This window comes from Egicoccus halophilus (assembly GCF_004300825.1).
In the GTDB taxonomy this organism is placed as follows: domain Bacteria; phylum Actinomycetota; class Nitriliruptoria; order Nitriliruptorales; family Nitriliruptoraceae; genus Egicoccus; species Egicoccus halophilus.
The window spans coordinates 679,085-703,905 of record NZ_CP036250.1; the positions used below are offsets into that span (position 1 = coordinate 679,085).

Genomic DNA, 24,821 nt, shown 5'->3' on the forward strand with positions numbered 1-24,821 from the left:
ATGGCAGAGACCACCGAGCGCAGCACCACCCGCAAGGAGCGCCAGGGCGTCGTCGTGTCCGACGTGCAGGACAAGACGATCGTCGTGCGCGTCGACCGGCGGACCACCCACCCGCTGTACGGCAAGACGATGAAGTCGTCGAAGAAGTACCACGTCCACGACGAGTCGAACGACGCCGGCGTCGGCGACACGGTCCGCATCATCGAGACGCGGCCGCTGTCGAAGCTCAAGCGCTGGCGGCTGGCCGAAATCGTCGAGCGCGCCAAGTAAATCTCGTCCCGGTGGCGCGGACGGCCGGCGTCTCGACGCCACGTCCGCGCCGCGCGGTGACGACCCGCACTAGCAGAGAGACGATCTACGATGATCCAGCAGGAATCGCGGCTGAAGGTCGCGGACAACTCGGGGGCACGCGAAGTGCTGTGCATCCGGGTGCTCGGCGGGTCCGGACGGCGGTACGCGTCGGTCGGTGACGTCTTCGTCGGCACCGTGAAGAACGCGATCCCCCAGTCCAACGTCAAGAAGGGCGAGGTCGTCCGCTGCGTTGTCGTGCGCACCAGCAAGGAGCGCCGGCGGCCGGACGGTTCCTACGTCAAGTTCGACGACAATGCGTGCGTGATCATCCGCCCGGACGGCAGCCCGCGCGGGACCCGTATCTTCGGTCCCGTCGCTCGTGAGCTGCGGGACAACAAGTTCATGCGGATCATCTCGCTCGCGCCGGAGGTCCTCTAACCATGCGCCGCATTCGCAAGGACGACCAGGTTCAGGTGATCGCCGGCAAGGACGCGGGCAAGTCGGGCCGCGTCATCAAGGTGTACACCGACCGCGACCGCGTGCTGGTCGAGGGTCGCAACTACGTCAAGAAGCACCAGCGGATCCAGAACCAGCGTGGTGGCGCCCAGGAGGGCGGCATCATCGAGACCGAAGCTGCGATCCACGCCTCCAACGTCCAGCCCATCTGTCCCTCGTGCGACCAGCCGACCCGCGTCGGCTACCGCTACGAGGACCAGGACGAGCGCCGCAGCAAGGTCCGCGTCTGCAAGAAGTGCGACGCCACCTTCTGAGCCGCTCGACGCCCTGACCAGCTTCGACACCCCACCGCGAGCCGGCCCGGCCTTCCATGGCAGCGGGATCGGCGCCACACCGCCAGCACGTGACCCGGCGGTGCGGCCGAGTCGGCCGCGATCCACGAGGAAGACGTTTCGATGAGCGACACCGAGACCACCACCGGCGAGGCCACCGCGGCCACCCGGGTTCCCCCGCGCCTCAAGCAGCGCTACGTCGACGAGATCCGCCCGCAGCTGCTCGAGCAGCTCGGCGTCAACGCGATGCGGATCCCCAAGCTCGAGAAGATCGTCGTCAACGTCGGTCTCGGCGAGGCGGTCAACGACTCCCGGGCCCTCGAGGGCGCCCTGCGCGACCTGCAGACGATCACCGGGCAGAAGCCGCGCGTGAACCGTGCGCGCAAGTCGATCGCCGCCTTCAAGCTCCGCGAGGGCATGCCGATCGGCGCCAAGGTCACCCTGCGTGGTGAGCGCATGTGGGAGTTCTTCGACCGGCTGTTGTCCGTGGCGTTGCCCCGCATCCGTGACTTCCGCGGCCTGAAGGCGACCTCCTTCGACGGCAACGGCAACTACACCTTCGGGCTCACCGAGCAACTGGTGTTCCCGGAGATCGACTACGACCAGATCGACGCCGTGCGTGGCATGGACATCACCATCGTCACCACCGCCGACAACGACGAGCACGGCCGGGCGTTCCTCGACGCCTACGGCTTCCCGTTCGTCCGCGACAACCAGGCCTGAGGGAAACACGATGGCGAAGAAGTCCAAGATCGCCCAGCAGCGACGGGGCATGAAGTACGGCGTGCAGAACTACACGCGTTGCGACCGTTGCGGTCGTCCGCGCGCGGTGTTCAAGCGCTTCCGTCTGTGCCGCGTCTGCTTCCGCGAGATGGCGCACGCCGGCGAGCTGCCGGGCATCAAGAAGGCGTCCTGGTAGCAGCCCGGTGGAGGCAGTCGCCCCACCGAGCAGCGCCCGACCACATCCCACCGCACGCCGCCAGCCGGCGAGCGCGTACCACGACGGGAAGTGCGGGTCCGCGTCGGGCCCGTAACCCCAGGAGGAACTCCCCATGACGATGACCGACCCCGTGGCGGACATGCTGACGCGTGTCCGGAACGCGTCGATCGCCTACCACGACACGACCACCATGCCCTCGTCGAAGATCAAGGTGAACATCGCCCGGATCCTCGAGCAGGAGGGCTACATCACCGGTTGGTCCGTGGACGACGCGACGCCGCAGCCGAACCTGACGGTCAAGATGAAGTACGGGCAGAACCGCGAGCGGGTCATCACCGGGCTGCGCCGCATCTCCAAGCCGGGCCTGCGCGTGTACGTCAAGAAGGACGAGGTGCCCCGCGTTCTGGGCGGCCTCGGCGTCGCGATCGTGTCCACCAACGCCGGCCTGATGACCGACCGCACCGCCCGCGCCGAAGGCCGCGGCGGCGAGGTCGTCGCCTACGTCTGGTAGGAGAACCCATGTCCCGCATTGGCAAGCTCCCCGTCCCGGTCCCGGACGGCGTGGACGTCACCCTCGACGGGTTGACGGTCACGGTCACCGGACCCAAGGGCGAACTGACCCGCACGATGCCCGAGGGCGTCACGCTCTCGCGTGACGACGACGGCGCGATCGTGGTCACCCGCAACGGCGAGACCCGGACCGAGCGGTCGCGTCACGGCCTGGTGCGTACCCTGATCGCCAACATGATCGTCGGCGTGACCGAGGGCTACCGCAAGGCGCTCGAGCTGGTCGGCGTCGGCTACCGCGCCGCCGCCAAGGGCTCGGACATCGAGCTCCAGGTCGGCTACAGCCACCCGGTCACGATCGAGGCCCCCGAGGGCATCACCCTCAACGTGCCGGCCCCGACCCGTATCGAGGTCAGCGGCATCGACAAGGTGCTCGTCGGCCAGATCGCCGCGAACATCCGCAAGGTGCGCCCGCCGGAGCCCTACAAGGGCAAGGGCATCAAGTACGAGGGTGAGCGCATCCGCCGCAAGGCCGGAAAGGCCGCCGGCCGCTGAGCCGGTCCCACTCGGGACCGGCGCCCGGTACGCCGACGCAACGACCACGACACCACACCACCAGCGGTGCCGCCGGAACGGACGGCGGTGCCGCCGCCCGCGACACCGACCGGTGCCGGGCTCGTGGCCACCGGAGCAGCAACCGGTGGCTGCACGAGGAGGAGCAGACCTTCATGGACGCGAGCAAGAAGCGCCTCGCCCGCCAGCGGCGGCAGCAGCGCATCCGCAAGCAGGTACGCGGCACCGCCGGCAAGCCACGGCTGTCCGTCTACCGCAGCAACACCAACATCTACGCCCAGCTGATCGACGACGTCGCCGGACGCACGGTGGCCGCGGCCTCCTCGCTGGAGACCGACGTCGCCAAGGGTGAGGACGGCAAGGTCGGCGTCGCCAAGCAGGTCGGCACGCTCGTCGGCCAGCGGGCCAAGGACGCGGGCATCACCACCTGCGTGTTCGACCGCGGTGGCAACCGCTACGCCGGTCGTGTCGCGGCCCTCGCCGAGGGCGCGCGCGAGGCGGGGCTCGAGTTCTAGACAGGTCTCCCCGGTTCCCGGGGTACAAAGGAGTCAACCAATGGCAGCCAACAACCGTGGAGGCGGGGGCCCGGGTCGCGGCGGACGCGGCCGGGACGACCGTCGCGGTCGGGGTCGCGAGCAGGAGCGCGAGCAGTACGACGAGCGCGTCGTCGCGATCAACCGCGTCGCCAAGGTCGTCAAGGGTGGTCGTCGCTTCCAGTTCACCGCCCTCGTCGTCGTCGGCGACGGCAAGGGCATGGTCGGCGTCGGTCACGGCAAGGCCAAGGAAGTCCAGTCGGCGATCCAGAAGGGCGTCGAGGAGGCCAAGAAGAACTTCTTCAAGGTCCCCATGGTGGGCAGCACCATCGTGCACCCGGTCGTCGGGCGCGCCGGTGCGGGCCAGGTCATGCTGAAGCCGGCCGCCCCGGGTACCGGGGTCATCGCCGGTGGTCCGGTCCGTGCGGTCATCGAGGCCGCCGGGATCGCCGACCTGCTCGCCAAGTCGCTGGGCACCGCGAACCCGATCAACGTCGTGCACGCGACCGTCGCCGGCCTCCAGAGCCAGCGCTCGGCCCATGAGATCGCCACCCTGCGTGACAAGGCGGTCGAGGACGTCGCCCCGAAGAAGATGCTCGAGACCATGCGACAGGGCGGGAAGTGATGGCCGACAAGACGCTCCGCATCACGCAGACGCGGTCGGTCATCGGCCGCACCCAGGACCAGCGCGCCACCGTGCGTTCCCTGGGCCTCAAGCGCATCCGTCACACCGTCGAGCAGCCGGACCGCCCCGAGATCCGCGGGATGCTCCGCAAGGTGCCGCACCTCGTCGAGTGGGAAGTTCTCGACGCGGCGCCGTCGAGCACGCAGGACGAGGCCTGACATGACCATCAAGCTGCACCACCTCAAGCCCGCCGAGGGCGCCAAGACCGACAAGAAGCGCGTCGCCCGTGGTGACCGCGGCAAGGGCGGCAAGACCGCTGGTCGCGGGACCAAGGGCACCGGCGCGCGCGGCAACGTGCCCGCCGGGTTCGAGGGCGGCCAGATGCCGCTGATCCGTCGGCAGCCCAAGCGCCCCGGGTTCAACAACCCGAACAAGATCGAGTACGCGGTCATCAACGTGGCCCGGCTCGAGGAGGCGTTCGAGGCCGGTGACGAGGTCACCGTCGCGACGTTGACCGCCAAGGGGCTGGTCAAGAAGAAGCGCCCGGTCAAGGTGCTCGGTCACGGTGAGCTCTCCAAGGCGCTCACCGTCGACGTGGACGCGCTGACCGGCACCGCCCGGGAGAAGATCACCGCGGCCGGCGGCACCGTCCGCGACTGACGCCGTCCCGGTTCCACCGTTCGACCGACCGCCGGTGGCTGCGGGTGCACGACCCGGCAGGACCGGGCCGCGCGCCTCGCGGCCACCGGCGGTTCGGCGCGAAGGACGGTGTCCGATCGAACCGGTAGGCTCGCGACCGCGACCGCGAATCGTCGTGTGGCGCCCGGGGGAGTGACGCTTCGTGAGCGGCGACTCCCGGGCCGTGTAGTTCCCTGTGCAGCCCGAGGACCCCATGCTCCGAGCGTTCGTCAACGCCTTCAAGATCCCCGACCTGCGGCGCAAGCTGCTGTTCACCCTGGGGATCATCGCCCTCTACCGCCTCGGCGGCTGGATCCCGGTCCCGGGGGTCGAGATCGACCTGTTGCGCGACGCCGTGGCCGGCGCGGGTGCGGGCGGCATCGTCGGCATCATCAACCTGTTCGCCGGCGGCGCCCTGCAGCAGATGGCGGTCTTCGCGTTGGGCATCATGCCCTACATCACCGCGAGCATCATCATGCAGTTGCTCGCGGTGGTGATCCCCAAGCTCGAGGCGCTCCAGCGCGAGGGTGAGCAGGGACGGCGCAAGATCACGCAGTACACGCGCTACATCACCATCGGTCTCGCGCTGCTGCAGTCGACCACGCTGGTGACCCTGGCGCGCAACGGCGTGGCGTTCGGGGTGAACGTCGTGCCCAACGCCGGCACCGGCACGATCATCCTGATGGTGCTGACGTTGACCGCCGGCACCGGACTGATCATGTGGCTCGGTGAGCTGATCACCCAGCGCGGGATCGGCAACGGGATGTCCCTGCTGATCTACGTCTCGATCATCAGCCAGTTCCCCTCGCAGCTGTACGCGCTGCGCTCCGAGAAGCAGCTCGAGTCGCCGTTCCAGGGCTGGGAATGGGTGGCCGGCGTGCTGCTCATGGGCGTGTTCCTGACCGTGGCCGTCGTGTTCATGGAGATGGGCCAGCGGCGCATCCCCGTGCAGTACGCCCGCCGTCAGGTCGGCCGCCGCAGCTACGGCGGGCAGTCGACCTACATCCCCCTGAAGGTCAACCAGTCGGGCGTCATCCCGGTCATCTTCGCCTCGTCGCTGATGTACCTGCCGGGGCTGATCGCCAACGTCGCCGGGTCCGAACGCATGCGGGTGTGGACCGAGACCTACCTGGCCGACGCCAGCAACTGGTTCTACATCGTCCTGTTCGCGGCGCTGACGATCTTCTTCGCCTACTTCTACACCGCGATCGCGTTCAACCCGGTCGAGGTCGCCGACAACATGAAGCGCTACGGCGGCTTCATCCCGGGCATCCGGCCGGGTCGCCAGACGGCGGAGTACCTCGACCGCGTGCTGACGCGCATCACCCTGCCGGGGTCGTTGTACCTGGCTGCGGTGGCGGTGCTGCCGTTCATCCTGCTCGCCGTCGGCAACGTCACGGCCTTCCCGCTCGGTGGCGTCAGCCTGCTGATCATGGTGGGCGTCGCCCTGCAGACGATGCAGCAGGTCGAGAGCCAGCTGATGCAGCGCAACTACGAGGGCTTCCTGCGCTGAGCCGCGCAGCTTGGACGCACGTGGCCGCGGATGGGAGACTCCGCGGCCACGCCGTAATCCACGAGAGGACGAGCACGTGCGCGTGATCCTGCTGGGACCGCCCGGAGCCGGGAAAGGCACGCAGGCCGGCCGCATCGCGGCGACCTACGCCATCCCGCACATCTCCACCGGCGACATCCTGCGCGCGAACGTGCGCGAGGGCACCGAGCTCGGCAAGCAGGCTCGGACCTACATGGACGCCGGCGAACTCGTGCCCGACGACGTGATCCTGGGCATGGTCGGGATCCGGCTCGCCGAGCCCGATGCCACCGAGGGGTTCCTCTTCGACGGCTTCCCGCGCACCGTGCCCCAGGCCGAGGCCCTCGAGCAGTTGCTCATCGAACGTGGGCAGCCGCTCGACGCCGTGCTGCGGATGATCGTCGACACGCGGGAGGTCGTGCAGCGGCTGACGGGCCGGCGCACGTGCCGTGCCTGCGGCGCGGTCAAGCACATGGTCTACGACCCGCCGGAGGTCGAGGGCGTGTGTGACAAGTGCGGAGGGGAACTCGTCCAGCGCGACGACGACGCCGAGGACGTGGTCCTCAACCGCCTCGAGGTGTACCGGCGCTCCACCGAGCCCCTCGAGGAGTTCTACTGGGGCCGCGGCCTGCTGCGTGACGTCGAGGCGGTCGGTAGCGTCGACGAGGTCGGCGAACGCATCGACGCGATCCTCCGCGACGTCGCCTAGCCGCACGAGCGAGCGCCAGCGAGCGGGACGCTCGGGCTGGCGGGCGGGGACAACCGTGATCCTGAAGAAGACCGCAGACGACATCGCGAAGATGGCACGTGCCGGTGCCGTCGTGGCGAAGGTCCACGAGGAGCTGGTGGCGGCGTTGCGGCCCGGCATGTCGACGCTCGACCTCGACCGGATCGCGGAGAAGGTCGTGGTGGGCGCGGGCGCGGTGCCGTCGTTCAAGGGCTACCGCGGGTTCCCGGCCACGCTGTGCACCTCGAAGAACCAGCAGATCGTGCACGGCATCCCGTCGAAGGACGTGGTGCTCGACGAGGGCGACGTGATCTCGATCGACGCCGGTGCGATCGTCGACGGCTTCCACGGCGACTCGGCCACCACGTTGATCGTCGGTGGCGAGGACACGGTCGACCCGGCCGTGGCGACGTTGGTGCGCGAGACCCGCAACGCGCTGTGGCGCGGCCTGGCCGAGGTGCGCGACGGCAACCGGCTCGGCGACGTCGGTGCCGCGATCGAGGCGGTCGCCGACACGCGTGGCTACGGCGTCGTGCGTGAGTACGTCGGGCACGGCATCGGCCGCTCGCTGCACGAGGACCCCTCGGTGCCCAACTACGGCCGCCCCGGTCGTGGACTGAAGCTCACCCGCGGTTGGGTCATCGCCGTCGAGCCGATGTTCAACCTCGGCACCGAGGAGACCGAGACCCTCGACGACGGCTGGACCGTGGTCACGGCCGACGGCGCGGTCTCGGCCCACTGGGAGCACACGATCGCGATCACCGCGGACGGACCGGTCGTGCTGACCGCGCGCAGCGACGAGCCGTCGCACCTGCTCGAGGCGACGATTCCGAGCTGGTGAGGCCCGGCGACGGAGTGGCAGTTGCCCCGCGCCCGTCGGACTCGGTACCCTCCCCTCACGCCCTGCCTGCGCAGGGTGTGTCTTCGTCCGGCGGAACGGCACCTCGGCACGTCGAACCGCCCTCCGCCCGGACCTTGCGCCCACCACCGCGAGCCGACGCGCTCGTCCCGTGGGGCGCGGACCGACCGGAACGCCGCAGGGCGGCCCGGGCACGATCATGAACCGACCCGGAGACGGCGTGGCAGAGAAGGAAGACTCCATCCAGGTGGAGGGCACCGTCACGGAGGCCCTCCCGAACACCCAGTTCCGCGTGGAGCTGGAGAACGGCCACAGCGTCCTGGCCCACATCAGTGGGAAGATGCGGATGCACTACATCCGCATCCTGCCGGGCGACAAGGTCGTCGTGGAGCTGTCCCCCTACGACCTCTCCCGCGGGCGGATCACCTACCGCTACAAGTGAGACCGACCGGCGAGGCCGCGTGTCGCTGCCACGACACGGTTCCCGACCCCGCCGCTCGCCACAACGCGTCGCCCGTTCGCGGACGACGCCACAGATCGGCCGGCCGTCACCTCGCCGCCCGCCACCGGTGCGGCGCCACAGGAACGACGAGCCCTCCATCCGTCCGGGATGGGAGGCGGCCCCGGTGCGAGGCAGGCAGGCCCCGCGCCGCCGACGACCAGACGGGTCGTCGGACCAGCCGAAGGAGACGAACGTGAAGGTGCATCCTTCCGTCAAGAAGCAGTGTGACAAGTGCAAGATCATCCGCCGACGCGGCAGTGTGCGTGTGATCTGCGAGAACCCGCGCCACAAGCAGCGCCAGGGCTGACGGGGAGGCTGATCAACGATGGCACGTATTGCTGGAGTCGACGTCCCGCGCGAGAAGCGCGTGGTGATCGCCCTGACCTACATCTACGGCGTTGGCCGTTCGCGTGCGGAGGAGACCCTCGCCGCGACCGACATCAACCCGGACACGCGCGTCCGTGACCTGAACGACGACGAGGTGGGCCGTCTGCGCGCCCACATCGAGAACGCCTACCGGGTCGAGGGTGACCTGCGGCGCGAGGTCGCCAACAACATCAAGCGCAAGATCGAGATCGGCTCGTACCAGGGCATCCGGCACCGTCTCGGCCTGCCGGTCCGCGGTCAGCGCACCCACACCAACGCGCGGAGCCGCAAGGGCCCCAAGCGCACCGTCGGCGGCATCCGCAAGCCGACGCGCAAGTGACGAAGCGACCGAGGTAGCTGACCCATGGCACAGAAGAAGCAGCGCGGTCGCCGGCGCGAGCGCAAGAATGTGATGCACGCCAAGTGCCACATCAAGGCGACCTTCAACAACACCATCATCACCTTCACCGACCAGCAGGGCAACGTCCTGTCGTGGTCGACGGGTGGCAACGCGGGCTTCAAGGGCTCGCGCAAGTCCACGCCGTTCGCCGCGCAGGTCGCTGCCGAGGCCGCGACCAAGGCCGCCATCGACAATGGCGTGCGCAAGGTCGACGTGCTCTGCAAGGGTCCGGGCGCCGGTCGTGAGACCGCGATCCGCACCCTGGCTGCCGCCGGTATCGAGGTGCTGTCCATCAAGGACATCACCCCGGTGCCGCACAACGGCTGCCGCCCCCCGAAGCGCCGCCGCACCTGACGCCACCGGCGTCTCGCGGCGAGGAGCGCGCCGGTCGACCGACCCACGTCGGCGACCGGTCCGCGCGCTCCCGTGGCACCTCGCGACTCCGCGGGGTGACCGAGGACCAAGGATCGCGATCACATGGCTCGTTACACCGGCCCCATGACGAAGAAGTCGCGCCGTCTCGGCGTCGACCTCAAGGGCAACGACAAGTATTTCGAGAAGCGCCCGTACCCGCCGGGTGAACACGGCCGCGGCCGCATCAAGGAGTCGGAGTACCTCCTCCAGCTCCGCGAGAAGCAGAAGGCGCGGTACTACTACGGCGTGCTCGAGAAGCAGTTCCGCCGTTACTACGAGGAGGCCACCCGCAAGGACGGCCTCACCGGTGAGAACCTGCTCGTGCTGCTCGAGCTGCGCCTCGACAACGTGCTCTTCCGCGGCGGCTTCGGTCGCACCCGGGCCGAGTCGCGTCAGCTGGCCAGCCACAAGCACGTGATGGTCAACAACCGGGCGACCAACATCCCGTCCTACCGGGTCAAGCCGGGCGACGTCATCGAGATCCGCAGCCGGGCCCGTGAGTCCCAGGCGGTCATCGGTTCGCTCGAGGTCTTCGGTTCGCGTGAGGTCCCGGGCTGGCTGCAGTCCGACCCGAACCAGTTCAAGATCCACGTGGTCGACGCCCCGGTGCGTGCCCAGATCGACGCGCCGGTCAACGAGCAGGCCATCGTCGAGCTCTACTCGAAGTAGTCGCGCCGTCGGCGTGGCCGCCCCCGTCGGGGCGACGGCCACGCCGACGCCTCGCGTGTCTCGTCGCCGCCACGCCCCGTGCGGCGACCCGCGGACCGGCCCGGGAACACCGGACCGCGGTCGTACGAACGCCCCGCCGATGGCCCCGGGATCGAGGGCGGCGCGTGGTGGGGGGAACGCCCCACCGAAACCCTGCGGTCGCCCCGTCGCCGGGGCACCGGAACAGAGGAGCATCCGTGTCGGACTTCGGTTTCTACGACGAGGACGGCGTCATCAGCCTGGGGGAGACCACCTCGGGCTCGCCGTTCGTCGCCTACCGCCCGCGCCTCGACGAGCAGGTCGTCGAGGAGGGCACCCGCTCGCGGTTCACCATCGAACCGCTCGAGCCGGGCTTCGGCTACACCATCGGCAACTCGCTGCGCCGCACCCTGCTGAGCTCCGTGCCCGGCGCCGCGGTGACCCGCATCCGGTTCACCTCCGCCCAGGCCGCCGGGCCCGAGGGCGGTTCGGTCCTCCACGAGTTCTCGGCCATCGAGGGCGTCAAGGAGGACGTGACCGACATCATCCTCAACATCAAGGACCTCGTGGTCCGGTCGGACTCCGACGAGCCGGTCGAGATCTTCCTCGGTGGTGACGGACCGGGTGTGCTGACCGCGGAGAACATCTTCGCACCGTCGCAGGTCGAGGTCGTCAACGAGGACCTGCACATCGCGACCCTCAACGCCAACGGCCACCTCGAGATGTACCTGACCGTGGAGCGCGGCCGCGGCTACCGCACCGCGGACGCCAACAAGCGCAACAACGACCCGATCGGCGTCATCGCGATCGACTCGGTGTTCAGCCCGATCCGTCGGGTCGCCTACCGCGTCGAGTCGACCCGTGTCGAGCAGATGACCAACTACGACCGCCTGGTCCTCGACGTCGAGACCGACGGCTCGCTCACCCCGGCACAGGCACTGTCGTCGGCGGGTGAGACCCTCAAGGGCCTGTTCGAGCAGTTCGCCGGCTTCGAGACCTCCGGCCCCGGCGGCATCGTGGTCTCGCCGGAGGAGGCACTGGCCTCGATCGGGTCCGACCCGATCAAGCAGATGGCCATCGAGGACCTCGACCTGTCGGTCCGGTCCTACAACTGCCTCAAGCGTGAGGGCGTCGCCACGGTCGGCGAGCTGATGGAGCGCACCGAGCAGGACCTGCTCGAGATCCGCAACTTCGGCTCCAAGTCCGTGGACGAGGTCAAGGACAAGCTGACCGAGCTGGGCGTCGCACTGCGCGAGTGACCGGCCTCGTGGGGGAGTCGCGGCGTCGCCGCACCGCCCCCACCACACCACCAGGCGTGGTGGGAGGCGCGCACCCGCGTCCCCACGGAACCTTCGAAAGAGAGCACATCATGCCGACCCCCAAGCGTGGCCGCCGGCTCGGCGGCAGCCCGGCACACCAGCGCCACATCCTGGCGAACCTGGCCAAGGACCTGTTCCGCCACGGTCGTGTCAAGACGACCGAGGCCAAGGCCCGTGCGCTGCGGCCCTACGCCGAGCGACTGATCACCAAGGCGAAGCAGGGTGACCTGCACGCCCGCCGTCAGGTGCTCGCCAAGCTCAACGACCGCGACGTGGTCGCCTACCTCTTCGAGGAGGTCGCGCCGCGCTTCACCGAGCGCAACGGCGGCTACACGCGCCTGCTCAAGCTCGGTCCGCGCAAGGGCGACAACGCCCCCATGGCGCTGGTCGAGCTCGTCGAGCTGCCCACCGGTTCCGGTGAGGAGGCGATCGAGGAGGCCAAGGTCAGCCGTTCGCGCGGTCTGTTCGGCCGCCGTCGTCGCCAGTCCGCGGACACCGAGGGTGCGGCCGCCGGCACGGCGCTCCTCGACGCCGACACCGACGCCGACGACGAGATCGCGGACGACTCGCCGGCGTCGCCCGACAGCCCGGAGTCGGTCGACTCGCCCGCCTCGGTCGACTCGCCCGCGGAGACGGTCGCCGAGGCCGACGCCGAGGCGCTCGTCGACGACGAGGACGACAAGTAGGACCGCACGCATGACGAGCGGCGCGCCAGCGACCGTCCGGCTCCGGCTGGACCTCGCCTACGACGGCGCGCCGTTCGTCGGTTTCGCCCGCCAGCCGGATCAGGTCACCGTCCAGGGCACGCTCGAGCGCGCGGCCGAACGGATCCTCGGGCAGCCGATCGACGCGACCTGCGCCGGACGCACGGACCGTGGGGTCCACGCCCTGGCGCAGGTCGTGCACTTCGACCTCGATCCCGAGGTGGATCGCGCCGCGCGGGCCCTGGACGACCTCGAGGTCTTCCGCGACCGGCTCGACCGGCTCGTCGGTCCGCCGATCACGATCTGGGCGGCGCGTCGGGTCGCCGACGACTTCTCGGCCCGCTTCTCGGCGACCTGGCGGGGCTACCGCTACCGGGTCGCCGACACCCCTGCGCTCGCTCCGCTCGCGCGCCACGACTGCTGGCACGTCCGCCAGCGGTTGTCGCTGTCGGCGATGCGTCGGGCTTCCACGCACCTGGTCGGCGAACACGACTTCGCCGCGTTCTGCAAGAAGGCGCCCGGTCGCTCGAGCGTGCGCCGGCTGGACACGTGCACGATCCGGCGGGACGACACCGGGATCCTGCACCTGCGCTTCGTCGGGAACGCCTTCTGTCACAACCAGGTGCGCTCGCTGGTGGGCAGTCTGGTCGAGGTGGGGGCGGGCCGCCGGGAGCCGGACTGGATCGCGCAGGTCCTCGCCTCCGGCGACCGGCAGCGTGCCGGACGTGTCGCACCACCACAGGGGCTCGTGCTCGAGCGGGTCGGCTACGGGCGCCGATGGCCCGGAGCCCCGCCGGCCGGCGTCCGCGGTGGCATCCGGACCGCCTCGCCGGCGGCCGGTTGACCGCCGCCGGGGGTGGGGGGTACGCTTCGTGTCCGCGGTCCCCTGTGGACCGCGCGTTCGTGCACGGCGCGCCGGAGACCGGCCCCGCGGTTCGGGCCGAGCTCGTCGCCGCGGCCACCCGCCAGACGGGTCCGCCGGCAGACCGGGGCCGCCGGACGCCACCTCGCGAGACACCGAAGCCACCACGACGTGGTCGGGTGTCGTCGCCCGCAGCACGCACCGCACCGACCGAGCAACCGCCACGCGACGACCCACCGCTTCTCGCCTCGCGACGAGCAACCGTGGCCACCGAGGACGACATGCGCACCTACTCGCCCAGCGCCAAGGACATCACGCGCGACTGGTACGTGGTCGACGCCGAGGGCCAGACCCTCGGGCGGCTCGCCACCCGCGTCGCCAAGGTCCTGCGCGGCAAGCACAAGCCGACCTTCGCCCCCCACATGGACATGGGCGACCACGTCATCGTGATCAACGCGGACAAGGTCGTGCTGTCGGGCGCCAAGTCCGAACAGAAGCTCTACCACGCCCACTCCGGTTTCCCGGGCGGCCTGCGGTCGGTGCCCTTCGCCACCATGTTGGAGAAGAAGCCGACCGACATCGTCGAGAAGGCCGTCAAGGGCATGCTGCCCAAGAACAAGCTCGGCAATGCCATGGGCAAGAAGCTCAAGGTCTACGCCGGTGCCGACCACCCGCACGCCGCCCAGCAGCCCATGCCGCTGCCCGACCACGTCTGAGGACCGACTGATGGCGGACACCAAGATCTTCACCGGACGTCGCAAGTCGGCCGTCGCCCGCGCCCGCGTCACCCGCGGTTCGGGTCAGTTCGAGCTCAACGGCCGGCCCCTCGAGAACTACTTCACCACGGAGAAGCTCCGCGCCGCGGTACTCGAGCCCTTCGCGGTGGTCGAGCAGGCCGGCCAGTGGGACGTCAAGGCCCGCATCCACGGCGGCGGCACCACCGGGCAGGCCGGTGCGGTGCGCCTCGCCATCGCCCGTGCCCTCGCGGAGGACAGCCCCGAGTGGCGCACGCCGCTCAAGCAGGCCGGGTTGCTCACGCGTGACGCCCGCAAGGTCGAGCGCAAGAAGTACGGCCTCAAGAAGGCCCGTCGCGCGCCGCAGTTCTCCAAGCGCTGAGACGAGTACACGCCCGCGACGTACGCCGTCCCCGTCCGGGGGCGGCGTTCGTCGTTCGTCGACGTCTGCACGCGCCCTAGGCTGCCGACGCCCACCCTTCCCAGCAGAAAGTCCGGCCCGTGGGATCGATCTTCGGCACCGACGGCGTGCGTGGCAAGGCAAACGCCGACCTCACGCCCGAGCTGGCGCTGGCGCTGGGCCGCGCGCTGGTCACCGTGTTGCGCGAGGACGGAACCCGCCGGCCCTCGATCCTGATCGGCCGTGATCCACGCTGGTCGGGTGAGATGCTCGAGTCGGCGCTGATCGCCGGGATCACCTCGGCCGGTGGCGACGCGGTGTCGGTGGGCGTGCTGCCCACGCCGGCCGTCGCCCACCTCACGGCCCACTCGGCGGCCGCCGCCGGCGCGATGATCAGCGCGTCGCACAACCCGGTCGGCGACAACGGCATCAAGTTCTTCGGCCCGGAGGGCTACAAGCTGACCGACGCCGAGGAGGAGCGCCTCGAGCAGCTGATCGCCGAGGACGCCGGGGAGCGGCCGCTGTCGACCGACATCGGCCGCCGGCTGCGCGACCACGCGGCCGTCGCCCGGTATGTCGAGTACCTCGCCACCATCGCCGACGTCGACCTCACGGGCCTGCGGATCGTGGTCGACGGTGCCAACGGCGCGGCCTCCAACGTCGGACCGCAGGTCTACCGCCAACTCGGCGCGGACGTGGTCACCGTCCACTGCCGACCCGACGGCGCGAACATCAACGCGGGTTGTGGTTCGACCCATCCGGAGGTCGTCTCGGCGGCGGTGCTCGAACACCGCGCCGACGCCGGGATCAGCCACGACGGGGACGCCGACCGCCTGATCGCCGCCACCCACGAGGGCGTCGAGGTCGACGGCGACGTGATCCTGGCCGTCCTCGCCCGCGACGCCAAGCACCGTGGGGCGCTCGCACAGGACACCGTCGTGACCACCGTGATGACCAATCTCGGCTTCAAGCGTGCCATGGCGGGCCTGCACATCGACGTCCTGGAGACCAAGGTCGGCGACCGCTACGTCCTGGAGGCCATGCGCGAGCGCGGCCTCAACCTCGGGGGCGAGCAGTCGGGACACCTCATCGACCTCGACCACGCCACCACTGGGGACGGGATCCTCTCGGCCGTGCGGTTGCTGTCGGTGGTGCGCTCGACCGGCGCCTCGTTGCGGGAGTTGACCGACGTCATGGCGCGCCTGCCGCAGGTGCTGGTCAACGTCCGCGGCGTCGACAAGTCCCGGTTGGACACGACCGACGCCGTCTGGGACGTCGTCCGGCGCGAGGAGGAGCGCCTCGGCGACGGCGGTCGGGTGCTGTTGCGGCCCTCGGGCACCGAGGCGCTGGTGCGCGTCATGGCCGAGGCGGAGACCGCCGACGACGCCCAGCTCGCCGTCGACCGCATCGCCGACGCGGTGCGGGACCACCTGACCGTCTAGAACGCCGGGCCGTCCGAGCCATCGGGTCCGAGCGGGCCGCCGGCGGCGGGTGCACCCGGCGACGGCGCGAATGACGGCCCGAATGACGGCGCAGACGACACCACGGGTGACGGCACCGCCGACGACGGTGCGTTGGTGGACACCACGCGGGCCGTCCCGGGCACCTGGCCCGTGGGCGACGCCGGCACCGTGACTTCGACGTCCGCGACGGCGGGCTCGTGCCGATGGACCACACGGTGGCGGACGGTTGGCGGGCCTACGTCGACGTCGACGTCGACGACCGCGACGAGGTCGAGGTGGACTTCGCCCGCGACGGCGAGCGCTGGGACTTCGAGGTGGAGATCGACGACGGCCGCCTCGAGCTCGAGATCGACTACCGCGTGGTGGGCCCGCTGCCCTGAGCCGGATCGGCCGTCGGCGCGGTCGCCGGGCGGTCGCCTGGTCCGGACCCGGCGAGCACGGCGCGGTCGCGTCCGCGGCGCTTCGCCTCGTAGAGGGCGTCGTCGGCCTGGCGCACGAGCCGGCTGAGCGCGACACCCGGGCGTGCCAGCGCGATGCCGGCGGAACACGTCTGGTCACCGGGGACCACCGCACGCAGGCGTGCGACGGCGATCTGGGCCGCCTCGGCGTCGCAGCCGGGGAGCAGCACGGCGAACTCCTCCCCGCCGTAGCGGGCGAGCAGGTCGACCTCGCGCAGCTCGGCGGTCCACCGTTGCACCGCGTCCTGCAGCAGCGCGTCGCCGCTCGGATGGCCGTAGGTGTCGTTGAAGTCCTTGAACCGGTCGAGGTCGAGCAGGGCGAAGGCGAGCGGCCGTCGGTCACGCTCGTAGCGGGCCAGCGCGTGCTCGAGCTCCTCGTCGAGCGCTCGTCGGTTGGCGGCACCGGTCAGTGCGTCGGTCCGGGAGAGGCGGTCGAGCTCGCGTGCCTGCTCGTCGACCTGGCTGACCAGGATCGACATGCGGCGGACGACCAGCAGGAACAGCAGGATCGAGGCCACACCGGCCACCCACCCCACCGAGGTGCGTGGCGGGTCGTGCACCAGCAACAGGACCGGCGCCAGGACGCTGGCCGCGGCCAGCGCGCCCAGCCGGCGCCGGGACACGACGTCGATGGGCGCCAGCGGTGGGGGCTCTTCGGCCGCAGAGGGGTGCCAGGCAGCGGCCGCGATCAGCAGATAGGACAGCACCCACAGTCCGTCGAGCAGTCCGCCGGCGTAGGCGTCGGCGAGCACGTCGACCGTGAACAGCACGTCGGCGACGAGCAGCACCAGCAGCGCGAGCAGGACCAGCAGGTGGGCCCGGATGCGCGCGCCGTGGGCGAACACCAGCCGGGCGATCAACGGCAGCAGCACCAGGTCACCGACCGGGTAGGACAGAGTCACCAGGCGCTCGAGCAGGCGCACGTCGCTGCCCGTCGCCAGCGGCGCGAGCACGTAGGTCCAGCCGAGCACCATGCCGGCGAGGCCGAGGATCAACGCGTCGGTGAGCACGCCCCGGTCCGCCACCCGGCCGCGCCGCCCGAGCAACCACAGCGCCAGCCCGTACAGCGGGTAGGCGGCGAGGTAGAACACGTCGGCCAGCGACGGGAACGGGTCCAGCCCGAGGCGGGCGTAGGTCTCCCAGACGACGTCGGCGACGACCGAAGTCGCGATCGCCAGCGTCAGGGTCACCCACGCGCCGCGGCGTACCAGCGGTCGCCACCGCAGTGCCGAGCCCAGCGCGACCAGCGCCATGACACCGCCGGCGAGGTAGACCACGCCGGCCACGGACGCGGGCAGCACCACCTGGGCCGTCGCCCACAGGACGCCGGCGAGCACGAGCCCCAGCGACGTGCGCCTGGCCATGGCGGTTCCTGAACGCTCGGGTGGCGAAGAGCACATCGGCCGACGCGATCCGACCGATAGGCCGCGGGCGCTGGGCGGGCCGACGCCGTGCACGCGTCGATGGCGCGGCCGTCGGGACCGGGCACTACGGTGACGCGCCGACGGAACGGGAGAGGAACATGGCGAGCAGAGGTGTGGCGCTCGGTGGGCCGTACGCGTTCCTGCGCGAGCTCGCGAAGCAGGTCGAGGCGAAGGGCTTCGACGCGGCCTGGGTGTCGGAGACGACCCAGAACGCCACCATCCAGGCCGCCGTGCTGGCGCAGGCGACGTCGCGGATCGACATCGGCACCAACATCACGTTGGCGTTCCCCCGCTCGCCGGTGATCACCGCGATGGAGGCCTGGGACCTCAACGAGGTGACCGGCGACCGCTTCGTGGTCGGTCTCGGCAGTCAGGTCAAGCGCATCATCGAGGAGCGCTTCTCGGCCGACTTCGACCGTCCGGCCAAGCGCATGGCCGAGTACGTGCAGGCGATGCAGACCGCCTGGCGGATGGAGCGGGGGGAGGACGTCACCTTCGAGGGGGAGATCTACCGCGTGCTGCGGCCCGGGCTCGGCGGTCGGGGCCGCGCGTCGGAGCGCGCGCTGCCGCGGGTCTACGTGGCCGCGGTCGGTCCCCTGATGACCCGGGCCGCCGCGTCGTACGCCGACGGGTTGCTCGGGCACCCGTTCACCTCCGACCGGTACCTGACCGGGGACGTGCTGCCCCGGGTCGACGAGGCCCTGGCCGCCGCCGGTCGTGACCGGGACGCGTTCACGATCTGCCAGGGGGTGATCCTGTGCATCGCGGACGACCGCGAGGTCGCGGTGCGGGAGGCGAAGCAGCAGATCGCCTTCTACGGCACGACTCCCAACTACCAGGCGGTGTTCGCCTCCTACGGTGACGAGGAGCTGACCGACCGGCTGCGTGCGGTCTGGCGCGACACCGACCGCGACCTCGACGCGATGGTCGCGGCGGTGCCCGACGAGGCGGTGGAGCGCTACGCGGTCGCCGGCACCCCCGAGGAGGTCCGCGACCGGCTGTCGGCGATCGAGGCGCACGTCGACCACGTGATCCTCGGTGGCGCCTGGTACGGCGTGTCCCCGCAGCGCCTGGCCGAGAACCTGTGGGCGATCCTCGAGACCTTCGGTACCGGCTGAGCACGCCGGACACCGGCGGAGACGGACCAGGTCACCACCGGGCGCGTCAGCGCGGGCGGGCGGCGGCCTCCAGCAGCCGATCGAGGACGACCCGGTTCCCGGCCTGCCGGGCCTGCAGGTCCGCGCGGGTCCGGGTGACCGCCCGCTGGTGGGGCAGGACGGCCTCGAGGGCCGCGGGCACGTCGGCGAGGTCGCGCGGGTCCCAGGCCAGCACCTTGCCGCCCGCCCCGAGCTCGTGGGCCAGCGCATCGACCTTCGGTGCATACCCGATCAGCACCGATGGCACCCCGGCGAGCGTGGCGGCGACCCCACCGTGGTAGCGCATGGCCACGACGGCCCGTGCGCCCGCGATCGTCGGCACGAGCTCACCCGACGACGGCGTCACGCGCGTCGACGGGGTCCGCATCCGTTCGGCGACCCGGGCGTGGACCGCGTCGTCGCGGTCCGCCTGGAGCGCGACGAACTCGATGCCGAGGCCGGTCGCGCTCGCCGCCTCGTCCAGCGCACGGGCGAGCGCGTCGAGGTGCTCCTCGGCGATGGTGCCACGCTGCGCGGCGGCCGGTCGTCGGGCACGGTCCGCGCTCCACGGTCGCAGGCAGACCGCCAGGTGGTCGCCGGGCGAGACCGCGACCGCGGGCGTCGGCAGGGCGAACGCGAGGTCGGCGGCGACGGTCGCCGACGGCACACCGATCGTCTCGAGCAGTCGCCGGCTGTCCTCGTCACGCACCGCGAGTCCGACCGCCGGGCGCATCGCGAGCCGTGCGAGTCGCCGGCCCGACGACGTGGACAGGCCGCCGACGCCGAGCCCGACCACCGCGTACGGCGTGCCTCGCACCCGCGCGAGTGCGAGGCGCGACAGGTGGTACGGGAGGTTCAGAGCACTCGAGTCGTCCTGCAGCAGACCCCCGCCGCCGAACACGACCGCATCGGCCTCGTCGATCGCGCGCACGAGCGTCGGCGCGTCGAGGTGGCCGACGGCACCGACGCCGTGGTCGCGTCGGGTCGCCCCGGGATCGACCGAGATCGCCGAGAGCTGCACCCCCGAGGGGCGCAACAGGGCGCGCAGGCCCGCGAACACCAGTTCGTCGCCGAGGTTGGTCGAGCCGATCCAGCCGGCCACCAGCACCTTCATCGCATCGCCTCACCGGGTCGCCGGTGCGGGCAGGCTAATCCCACCCGGCGCCGGACCGGCTCACGGATCGCAGCTCGACCGGCCGTCGCCGACCGGCCGCCGGCCTCGCGGGCGACGCTACGCTCCGGCGACGCAACCTCGGCGTCGGCTCGTGCGTCGGTCCCGGGGGACCGTCAGGACAGGAGCTCGACCATGTGCGGCATCATCGGCATCACCGGACGCGACGACGCGGTCGACGGCATCCTCGCCGGGCTGACCCGGCTGGAGTACCGCGGCTACGACTCGGCCGGCGTGGTGGTGCGCGACGGTGACGAGCTGCTGGTGACCAAGCGGGCCGGCAAGCTCGACAACCTCAAGAGCGCGCTCGCCGACGAGCCCACGAGCGGTCGGGTCGGCATCGGCCACACGCGGTGGGCGACCCACGGCGCCCCCAACGACGCCAACGCCCACCCGCACCTCGGCCCGACCGGCCGGGTCGCCGTGGTGCACAACGGCATCCTCGAGAACTATCAGGCCCTGAGGGCCGAGCTCGACGGGGCGACGTTCGCGTCCGACACCGACAGCGAGGTCGCCGCCCACCTCGTCGAGCGCGAACTCGACGCGATGGACACCCCGGACCTGTTCGAGGCGGTCCGGCGCACCGTCGCCCGCCTCGAGGGCGCGTACTCGCTGTGCTTCGTCGCGCTCGACGACCCGGACACGATCGTGGTGGCCAAGTTCGAGGCGCCCCTGATCGTCGCCGCCGCCGACGGGGTCGGCTACTGCGCCTCCGACGTCGCCGCGCTGATCGAGCACACCAAGGACGTCGCGGCGCTGCTCGACGGTCAGCTCGCCCGGATCACCCCCGACGGGGTCGAGGTGCGCGATCTCGCGGGCAACCCGGCCGAGCCCCACCGCTACACGGTCGACTGGGACCTCTCGGCCGCCGAGAAGCAGGGCTACGACACCTTCATGCTCAAGGAGATCCACGAGCAGCCCAGGGCGGTGGCCGACACGTTGCTGGGGCGCTTCGACGAGGGGCGGCTCCATCTCGACGAGCTGCAGACCGACGAGCGCGAGTTCGGTCGTGTCGACAAGGTGTTCGTGCTCGCCTGCGGCACCTCGCGGTACGCCGGCATGGTTGCCAAGTACGCCATCGAGCACTGGGCCGGCATCCCGTGCGAGGTGGAGGAGGCCAGCGAGTTCCGCTACCGCGACCCGATCCTGGACCCGCACACGCTCGTGATCGCGATCTCGCAGTCGGGCGAGACCACCGACACCATCGCCGCCGCCCTGCACGCCAGGGACCAGCGTGCCCCGGTGATCGCGCTGTGCAACATCGTCGGATCGACGCTGGCGCGCGAGGCGGACGGCGTGCTCTACACCCATGCCGGGCTCGAGGTCGCGGTCGCCTCGACCAAGGCCTTCACGACCCAGATCGTCGGTGGGCTGCTGCTGGCGCTCTACCTCGCCCAACAGCGCGGGCGGATGTACGGCTCGGAGATCGAGGACATCCTCGGCCGTCTGCAGCAGATCCCCTCCGCGCTCGAGCAGGTGCTGGAGCTCGACGGGGAGATCCGGCAGCTCGCCGAGCAGTACCAGGCCGTCCCGTACACGATGTTCATCGGCCGCCACGTCGGCCTGCCGATCGCCTACGAGGGCGCGCTCAAGCTCAAGGAGATCAGCTACCTGCACGCCGAGGCGTTCGCCGCCGGCGAGATGAAGCACGGCCCGATCGCGCTGATCGAGGACGGCTCGCTGGTCGTCGCGCTGGCCGCGGCGGGACACGTGTTCGGCAAGATGGTCTCCAACATCCAGGAGGTCCGCGCCCGCGGTGCCAGCGTGCTCGCCATCGGGACCGAGGGATCGACCGCCGACCTGAAGGCCAACGCCGACCACGTGCTCACCCTGCCCGAGGCGCCGCACGAGCTGGCGGGACCGATCCTGTCGGTGGTGCCGTTGCAGTTGTTCGCCTACCACATCGCCACGTTGCGGGGTGAGGACGTCGACCAGCCGCGGAACCTCGCCAAGACGGTCACGGTCGAGTGAGCCTGCCGCCGCTGAGCGGGGTCGCGGCCGTCGTCGAGTCGACGGCGGACGTCGTGCCGCTGCTCGACGCGGCCGCGGCACGGGCCGGTGACCAGGCCGCCGTCGCCGCCGGTGACACGTGGTCCGGGCTGATGGAGCGTGCCGGTGGGCATCTCGCCCGCGGCGTGACCCGGCTCGCCGGGCGCGGGTACGGGCTGCGGGTCGTGATCCTGGTCGGCAAGGGCGACAACGGCGGAGACGGCTGGGTCGCCGCCCGCCGGCTGGCCGAGCGTGGTGCGCAGGCACGGGTCGTGTCCACCCACCCGGCCGACGAGCCGCTGTCGGACGCCTCCGCTTCGGCTCGTGACCGCTGGCTCGCCGCGGGTGGACGGGTCTCGTGGGAGCTCGCCGATCTCGCCCCGGCGCTGGCCCGCGCCGACGTCGCCGTCGACGCGCTGCTGGGCACCGGGGCGTCCGGTGCGCCCCGCGGCGCCGTCGGTGACGCGACGGCCGCCCTGCGGCGGGCCCGGGACGCCGGCGTCCCCGTGGTCGCGTGCGACGTGCCCTCCGGTGTCGGCGCCGACGACGGTGCCGCGCCCGACGGTGCCGTCGTCGCCGACCTGACCGTCACGTTCGGCGGCCTCAAGCGCGGTCTGCTGCTCCACCCGGGGGCCGCCCACGCCGGCCGGGTCGTGATCGGCGATCTGGGCCCCGGGTACGTGCCCCCGACCGGGACCTGGACGGCACTGAGCGCGCGGGGCGCGGCCCCGCCGCGCCTGGGAGCCGCAGCGGACAAGCGCGAGCGCGGCGTGGTGCTGGTCGTCGCCGGTGCCCTCGGCACCGCTGGCGCGGCCGCCCTGAGCAGTGCCGGCGCGCTGGCTGCCGGTGCCGGGCTCGTGACGGTCGCCGTGCCCGCACCGGTCCGCACCGAGGTCGCGGTCCACCACCCCTCGGCGATGGTGCACGGGCTGCCCGTCGACGCCGACGGACGACTCGCACCCGAGGCCGTCGAGGCGCTGCCCGACCTCGGCGGTTTCGACGCCGTGGTGGCCGGTCCGGGCCTCGGACACGGTCCGGGTGCGGCCGCCGTGGTGGCACACCTGCGGCGGGGCGCCCGGCGGCTGGTGCTCGACGCCGACGGCCTCAACGTCCACCGCGACGACCCTGCCGCGCTGGCCGAGCACGCGGGCGCGTTGGTGCTCACGCCCCACGAGCGGGAACTGGCCCGCATCGGTGGTGGAGCGGACGGCGGTGACGCCTGGGCACACCGCGTCGAGCGGGTGCCCGACCTCGCCCGGCGCTACGACGCCACGTTGGTGGCCAAGGGCCCCGGCACGATCGTCGCCGCCCCCGACGGTGCGGTGTGGGTCACTCCCAACGGCGGGCCGGCACTGGGCAGCGGCGGCACCGGTGACGTGCTGGCCGGGATGATCGGGGCCGCGATCGCCGCTGCCGCACCGGACGCCGTCCCCGAGGCGGTCGCCCGGGCGGTGTGGTGGCACGCCGCGGCCGGGGTCCGCGCCGGTGAGGGGCGCGCTGCGCGAGCCACCGCGGTGGACCTGCTCGACGCCGTCCCCGGGGTACTGGGCGAGCTCGCGTGAGGGCCCACCGCCCGACCCGGATCGAGGTGTCCACCGACGCCGTCCGGCACAACGCGGCCCGACTGGCCGCCCTCGCCGGCACCGAGGTGTGCGCGGTGGTGAAGGCGGACGGGTACGGACACGGCGCGGCCGCGGTGGCCCGGGCCGCGCTGGCGGGCGGAGCGAGCACCCTCGCCGTCGCGCTGGTCGAGGAAGGCCTCGCCCTGCGGGCGGCGGGGATCGACGCGCCCGTGCTCGTGCTGGCCGAGCCGCCGGTCGACGCGCTGCCGACGATGGTGGACGCGGCGCTGACCCCGACCGTCTACCGCGAGGCGACGCTCGACGTGCTCGACCGGCTCGGCCGGCAGCGGGGCACCCCGGTCGGCGTCCACCTCAAGGTCGACACCGGCATGGGGCGCGTCGGCGTACCCGAGGCGGACTGGGACGCCCGTCTGCGACAGGCCGTTGCCGCCACGGGGCTCCGGGTCGAGGCCGTCTACACCCACCTGGCCCGGGCCGACGAACCCGCGGCCGACACGACCCGGGACCAGCTCGCCGTGCTCGAGCGCTTCCTGCGCCGGGGCGCGAGTGCCGGTCTGCCCGCCGGGGTGCGGGTGCACACGGCCAACAGCGCCGCGACCCTGCTGCACCCGGCCGCACGTCGCGACCTCGTGCGGCCGGGCATCGCGCTGTACGGGCTCTCGCCCGCACCCGACGTCGACGCCGCCGCGTTCGGGTTGCGTCCCGCGTTGCGCCTGGTCACCGAGGTGTCGTTCGCCAAGCGGATCCCGGCCGGCACGGCGGTGTCGTACGGGCACCGGTGGGTCGCGCCGGCCGACGGGTGGCTCGCGACGCTGCCGCTGGGCTATGCCGACGGCGTCCCCCGGGCGCTGACCAACGTCGGGGTGGTGCTCATCGATGGTCGTCGACGTCCCGTCGCGGGCACGGTCTGCATGGACCAGCTGTTGGTCTGGTGCGGCGACGACGAGGTGGCCGCCGGAGACGAGGCCGTCCTGATCGGCACCCAGGGCGACGAGCAGGTCCGGGTCGAGGAGTGGGCGGCACACGCGTCGACCATCACCTACGAGATCGTGACCCAGCTGACCGCTCGGGTGCCCCGGGTCGTCGACCCGCCGCCGACCGGCCGACCTGACCACCCGCCGACCTGACCGACGCGACCGACTGACCGATCCGAGCGG

General features: G+C 71.6%; 32 protein-coding genes. 30 read left to right on the forward strand and 2 right to left on the reverse strand.

What is annotated here, in order from left to right; genetic code table 11:
* The 26 genes from rpsQ (at position 1) to ELR47_RS18120 (ending at position 16,283) form a co-directional block, all read left to right on the forward strand.
* A complete protein-coding gene (rpsQ, locus tag ELR47_RS03170; protein ID WP_130648566.1) occupies positions 1-270 on the forward strand; it encodes a 30S ribosomal protein S17 in 270 nt (89 codons plus the stop codon).
* Positions 271-360: 90 nt separating this feature from the next.
* A complete protein-coding gene (gene rplN, locus ELR47_RS03175) occupies positions 361-729 on the forward strand; it encodes a 50S ribosomal protein L14 (protein WP_130648567.1) in 369 nt (122 codons plus the stop codon).
* A gap of 2 nt (positions 730-731) precedes the next feature.
* On the forward strand, positions 732-1,061 hold the full coding sequence (gene rplX / locus ELR47_RS03180) for a 50S ribosomal protein L24 (protein ID WP_130648568.1): 330 nt from the start codon (positions 732-734) through the stop codon (positions 1,059-1,061).
* Between the two features lie 141 nt (positions 1,062-1,202).
* Entirely contained in the window at positions 1,203-1,802 is a 600-nt protein-coding gene (rplE, locus tag ELR47_RS03185; protein ID WP_130648569.1) for a 50S ribosomal protein L5, read from the forward strand.
* A 10-nt stretch (positions 1,803-1,812) separates the two neighbouring features.
* Positions 1,813-1,998 carry a type Z 30S ribosomal protein S14 gene (locus tag ELR47_RS03190; protein WP_130648570.1) on the forward strand — a complete coding sequence of 62 codons (186 nt, stop codon included), beginning with the start codon at positions 1,813-1,815 and terminating at the stop codon, positions 1,996-1,998.
* A gap of 133 nt (positions 1,999-2,131) precedes the next feature.
* Complete coding sequence (rpsH, locus tag ELR47_RS03195) at positions 2,132-2,530, forward strand: 30S ribosomal protein S8 (RefSeq protein ID WP_130648571.1); 399 nt, start codon at positions 2,132-2,134, stop codon at positions 2,528-2,530.
* A gap of 8 nt (positions 2,531-2,538) precedes the next feature.
* Entirely contained in the window at positions 2,539-3,081 is a 543-nt protein-coding gene (gene rplF, locus ELR47_RS03200; RefSeq protein WP_130648572.1) for a 50S ribosomal protein L6, read from the forward strand.
* Positions 3,082-3,254: 173 nt separating this feature from the next.
* Entirely contained in the window at positions 3,255-3,614 is a 360-nt protein-coding gene (gene rplR, locus ELR47_RS03205) for a 50S ribosomal protein L18 (protein ID WP_130648573.1), read from the forward strand.
* Positions 3,615-3,654: 40 nt separating this feature from the next.
* Positions 3,655-4,257, forward strand: coding sequence for a 30S ribosomal protein S5 (gene rpsE / locus ELR47_RS03210; RefSeq protein WP_130648574.1), 603 nt, complete (start codon positions 3,655-3,657; stop codon positions 4,255-4,257).
* Entirely contained in the window at positions 4,257-4,475 is a 219-nt protein-coding gene (gene rpmD, locus ELR47_RS03215; RefSeq protein WP_130648575.1) for a 50S ribosomal protein L30, read from the forward strand. The genes rpsE and rpmD overlap by 1 nt, the downstream gene beginning before the upstream one ends.
* Position 4,476: 1 nt before the next feature.
* On the forward strand, positions 4,477-4,917 hold the full coding sequence (gene rplO, locus ELR47_RS03220) for a 50S ribosomal protein L15 (protein WP_130648576.1): 441 nt from the start codon (positions 4,477-4,479) through the stop codon (positions 4,915-4,917).
* Positions 4,918-5,149: 232 nt separating this feature from the next.
* Complete coding sequence (secY, locus tag ELR47_RS03225) at positions 5,150-6,448, forward strand: preprotein translocase subunit SecY (protein WP_130648577.1); 1,299 nt, start codon at positions 5,150-5,152, stop codon at positions 6,446-6,448.
* A 76-nt stretch (positions 6,449-6,524) separates the two neighbouring features.
* Positions 6,525-7,175 carry an adenylate kinase gene (locus ELR47_RS03230; RefSeq protein ID WP_130648578.1) on the forward strand — a complete coding sequence of 217 codons (651 nt, stop codon included), beginning with the start codon at positions 6,525-6,527 and terminating at the stop codon, positions 7,173-7,175.
* A gap of 55 nt (positions 7,176-7,230) precedes the next feature.
* A complete protein-coding gene (gene map / locus ELR47_RS03235; protein ID WP_130648579.1) occupies positions 7,231-8,034 on the forward strand; it encodes a type I methionyl aminopeptidase in 804 nt (267 codons plus the stop codon).
* A 238-nt stretch (positions 8,035-8,272) separates the two neighbouring features.
* On the forward strand, positions 8,273-8,494 hold the full coding sequence (gene infA / locus ELR47_RS03240; RefSeq protein ID WP_205745415.1) for a translation initiation factor IF-1: 222 nt from the start codon (positions 8,273-8,275) through the stop codon (positions 8,492-8,494).
* A gap of 253 nt (positions 8,495-8,747) precedes the next feature.
* Entirely contained in the window at positions 8,748-8,861 is a 114-nt protein-coding gene (gene rpmJ, locus ELR47_RS03245) for a 50S ribosomal protein L36 (RefSeq protein ID WP_130648581.1), read from the forward strand.
* 18 nt (positions 8,862-8,879) lie between these two features.
* Positions 8,880-9,260 (forward strand): 30S ribosomal protein S13, encoded by a 381-nt coding sequence (gene rpsM, locus ELR47_RS03250; protein WP_130648582.1) that lies wholly within the window; start codon positions 8,880-8,882, stop codon positions 9,258-9,260.
* Positions 9,261-9,284: 24 nt separating this feature from the next.
* Entirely contained in the window at positions 9,285-9,674 is a 390-nt protein-coding gene (rpsK, locus tag ELR47_RS03255) for a 30S ribosomal protein S11 (RefSeq protein WP_130648583.1), read from the forward strand.
* Positions 9,675-9,797: 123 nt separating this feature from the next.
* Positions 9,798-10,403 carry a 30S ribosomal protein S4 gene (gene rpsD, locus ELR47_RS03260; protein ID WP_130648584.1) on the forward strand — a complete coding sequence of 202 codons (606 nt, stop codon included), beginning with the start codon at positions 9,798-9,800 and terminating at the stop codon, positions 10,401-10,403.
* A gap of 236 nt (positions 10,404-10,639) precedes the next feature.
* Positions 10,640-11,680 carry a DNA-directed RNA polymerase subunit alpha gene (locus ELR47_RS03265; RefSeq protein WP_268234455.1) on the forward strand — a complete coding sequence of 347 codons (1,041 nt, stop codon included), beginning with the start codon at positions 10,640-10,642 and terminating at the stop codon, positions 11,678-11,680.
* Between the two features lie 110 nt (positions 11,681-11,790).
* Positions 11,791-12,426 (forward strand): 50S ribosomal protein L17, encoded by a 636-nt coding sequence (rplQ, locus tag ELR47_RS19225; protein WP_130648585.1) that lies wholly within the window; start codon positions 11,791-11,793, stop codon positions 12,424-12,426.
* Positions 12,427-12,436: 10 nt separating this feature from the next.
* Positions 12,437-13,288 carry a tRNA pseudouridine(38-40) synthase TruA gene (gene truA / locus ELR47_RS03275; protein ID WP_130648586.1) on the forward strand — a complete coding sequence of 284 codons (852 nt, stop codon included), beginning with the start codon at positions 12,437-12,439 and terminating at the stop codon, positions 13,286-13,288.
* 299 nt (positions 13,289-13,587) lie between these two features.
* On the forward strand, positions 13,588-14,022 hold the full coding sequence (gene rplM, locus ELR47_RS03280) for a 50S ribosomal protein L13 (protein ID WP_130651195.1): 435 nt from the start codon (positions 13,588-13,590) through the stop codon (positions 14,020-14,022).
* Positions 13,934-14,422: a 30S ribosomal protein S9 gene (gene rpsI / locus ELR47_RS03285; protein WP_370469413.1), complete on the forward strand. Its 489-nt coding sequence runs from the start codon at positions 13,934-13,936 to the stop codon at positions 14,420-14,422. Before rplM ends, rpsI begins: the two co-directional genes overlap by 89 nt.
* Before the next feature lie 119 nt (positions 14,423-14,541).
* Complete coding sequence (gene glmM, locus ELR47_RS03290; protein ID WP_130648588.1) at positions 14,542-15,882, forward strand: phosphoglucosamine mutase; 1,341 nt, start codon at positions 14,542-14,544, stop codon at positions 15,880-15,882.
* A gap of 236 nt (positions 15,883-16,118) precedes the next feature.
* Positions 16,119-16,283, forward strand: coding sequence for a hypothetical protein (locus ELR47_RS18120; protein ID WP_165403810.1), 165 nt, complete (start codon positions 16,119-16,121; stop codon positions 16,281-16,283).
* Here ELR47_RS18120 and ELR47_RS03295 read toward each other — a convergent pair.
* Positions 16,256-17,725 (reverse strand): GGDEF domain-containing protein, encoded by a 1,470-nt coding sequence (locus tag ELR47_RS03295; protein WP_130648589.1) that lies wholly within the window; start codon positions 17,723-17,725, stop codon positions 16,256-16,258. The genes ELR47_RS18120 and ELR47_RS03295 overlap by 28 nt on opposite strands.
* A 158-nt stretch (positions 17,726-17,883) precedes the next feature.
* Between ELR47_RS03295 and ELR47_RS03300 the strand changes: the two genes are divergently transcribed.
* The gene (locus ELR47_RS03300; RefSeq protein ID WP_130648590.1) at positions 17,884-18,903 is read left to right on the forward strand and encodes an LLM class flavin-dependent oxidoreductase; all 1,020 of its coding nucleotides are present in this window, start codon (positions 17,884-17,886) and stop codon (positions 18,901-18,903) included.
* Positions 18,904-18,949: 46 nt separating this feature from the next.
* Here the strand turns inward: ELR47_RS03300 and ELR47_RS03305 are convergent, their stop codons facing one another.
* Positions 18,950-20,035, reverse strand: a complete 1,086-nt coding sequence (locus ELR47_RS03305; RefSeq protein ID WP_130648591.1) for a polysaccharide pyruvyl transferase family protein — start codon at positions 20,033-20,035, stop codon at positions 18,950-18,952.
* Positions 20,036-20,227: 192 nt separating this feature from the next.
* Here ELR47_RS03305 and glmS point away from each other — a divergent pair, with 192 nt between their 5' ends.
* From glmS to alr, 3 genes are read left to right on the forward strand one after another with little or no spacing between them, the layout of a single operon-like run.
* Positions 20,228-22,063, forward strand: a complete 1,836-nt coding sequence (glmS, locus tag ELR47_RS03310) for a glutamine--fructose-6-phosphate transaminase (isomerizing) (RefSeq protein ID WP_130648592.1) — start codon at positions 20,228-20,230, stop codon at positions 22,061-22,063.
* Positions 22,060-23,643: an NAD(P)H-hydrate dehydratase gene (locus ELR47_RS03315; protein ID WP_130648593.1), complete on the forward strand. Its 1,584-nt coding sequence runs from the start codon at positions 22,060-22,062 to the stop codon at positions 23,641-23,643. Before glmS ends, ELR47_RS03315 begins: the two co-directional genes overlap by 4 nt.
* Positions 23,640-24,791 (forward strand): alanine racemase, encoded by a 1,152-nt coding sequence (alr, locus tag ELR47_RS03320; protein WP_130648594.1) that lies wholly within the window; start codon positions 23,640-23,642, stop codon positions 24,789-24,791. The genes ELR47_RS03315 and alr overlap by 4 nt, the downstream gene beginning before the upstream one ends.
* The last annotated feature ends 30 nt before the right edge of the window (positions 24,792-24,821 follow it).

Excerpts from the sequence above, each read along its gene's own strand:
- rpsQ (WP_130648566.1), top strand. The coding sequence starts at position 1 with ATGGCAGAGACCACCGAGCGCAGCACCACCCGCAAGGAGCGCCAGGGC.
- rplN (WP_130648567.1), top strand. The coding sequence starts at position 361 with ATGATCCAGCAGGAATCGCGGCTGAAGGTCGCGGACAACTCGGGGGCA.
- rplX (WP_130648568.1), top strand. The coding sequence starts at position 732 with ATGCGCCGCATTCGCAAGGACGACCAGGTTCAGGTGATCGCCGGCAAG.
- rplE (WP_130648569.1), top strand. The coding sequence starts at position 1,203 with ATGAGCGACACCGAGACCACCACCGGCGAGGCCACCGCGGCCACCCGG.
- ELR47_RS03190 (WP_130648570.1), top strand. The coding sequence starts at position 1,813 with ATGGCGAAGAAGTCCAAGATCGCCCAGCAGCGACGGGGCATGAAGTAC.
- rpsH (WP_130648571.1), top strand. The coding sequence starts at position 2,132 with ATGACGATGACCGACCCCGTGGCGGACATGCTGACGCGTGTCCGGAAC.
- rplF (WP_130648572.1), top strand. The coding sequence starts at position 2,539 with ATGTCCCGCATTGGCAAGCTCCCCGTCCCGGTCCCGGACGGCGTGGAC.
- rplR (WP_130648573.1), top strand. The coding sequence starts at position 3,255 with ATGGACGCGAGCAAGAAGCGCCTCGCCCGCCAGCGGCGGCAGCAGCGC.
- rpsE (WP_130648574.1), top strand. The coding sequence starts at position 3,655 with ATGGCAGCCAACAACCGTGGAGGCGGGGGCCCGGGTCGCGGCGGACGC.
- rpmD (WP_130648575.1), top strand. The coding sequence starts at position 4,257 with ATGGCCGACAAGACGCTCCGCATCACGCAGACGCGGTCGGTCATCGGC.
- rplO (WP_130648576.1), top strand. The coding sequence starts at position 4,477 with ATGACCATCAAGCTGCACCACCTCAAGCCCGCCGAGGGCGCCAAGACC.
- secY (WP_130648577.1), top strand. The coding sequence starts at position 5,150 with ATGCTCCGAGCGTTCGTCAACGCCTTCAAGATCCCCGACCTGCGGCGC.
- rpsM (WP_130648582.1), top strand. The coding sequence starts at position 8,880 with ATGGCACGTATTGCTGGAGTCGACGTCCCGCGCGAGAAGCGCGTGGTG.
- rpsK (WP_130648583.1), top strand. The coding sequence starts at position 9,285 with ATGGCACAGAAGAAGCAGCGCGGTCGCCGGCGCGAGCGCAAGAATGTG.
- rpsD (WP_130648584.1), top strand. The coding sequence starts at position 9,798 with ATGGCTCGTTACACCGGCCCCATGACGAAGAAGTCGCGCCGTCTCGGC.
- rplQ (WP_130648585.1), top strand. The coding sequence starts at position 11,791 with ATGCCGACCCCCAAGCGTGGCCGCCGGCTCGGCGGCAGCCCGGCACAC.
- truA (WP_130648586.1), top strand. The coding sequence starts at position 12,437 with ATGACGAGCGGCGCGCCAGCGACCGTCCGGCTCCGGCTGGACCTCGCC.
- rplM (WP_130651195.1), top strand. The coding sequence starts at position 13,588 with ATGCGCACCTACTCGCCCAGCGCCAAGGACATCACGCGCGACTGGTAC.
- rpsI (WP_370469413.1), top strand. The coding sequence starts at position 13,934 with ATGCCATGGGCAAGAAGCTCAAGGTCTACGCCGGTGCCGACCACCCGC.
- ELR47_RS03295 (WP_130648589.1), bottom strand. The coding sequence starts at position 17,725 with ATGGCCAGGCGCACGTCGCTGGGGCTCGTGCTCGCCGGCGTCCTGTGG.
- ELR47_RS03300 (WP_130648590.1), top strand. The coding sequence starts at position 17,884 with ATGGCGAGCAGAGGTGTGGCGCTCGGTGGGCCGTACGCGTTCCTGCGC.
- ELR47_RS03305 (WP_130648591.1), bottom strand. The coding sequence starts at position 20,035 with ATGAAGGTGCTGGTGGCCGGCTGGATCGGCTCGACCAACCTCGGCGAC.
- glmS (WP_130648592.1), top strand. The coding sequence starts at position 20,228 with ATGTGCGGCATCATCGGCATCACCGGACGCGACGACGCGGTCGACGGC.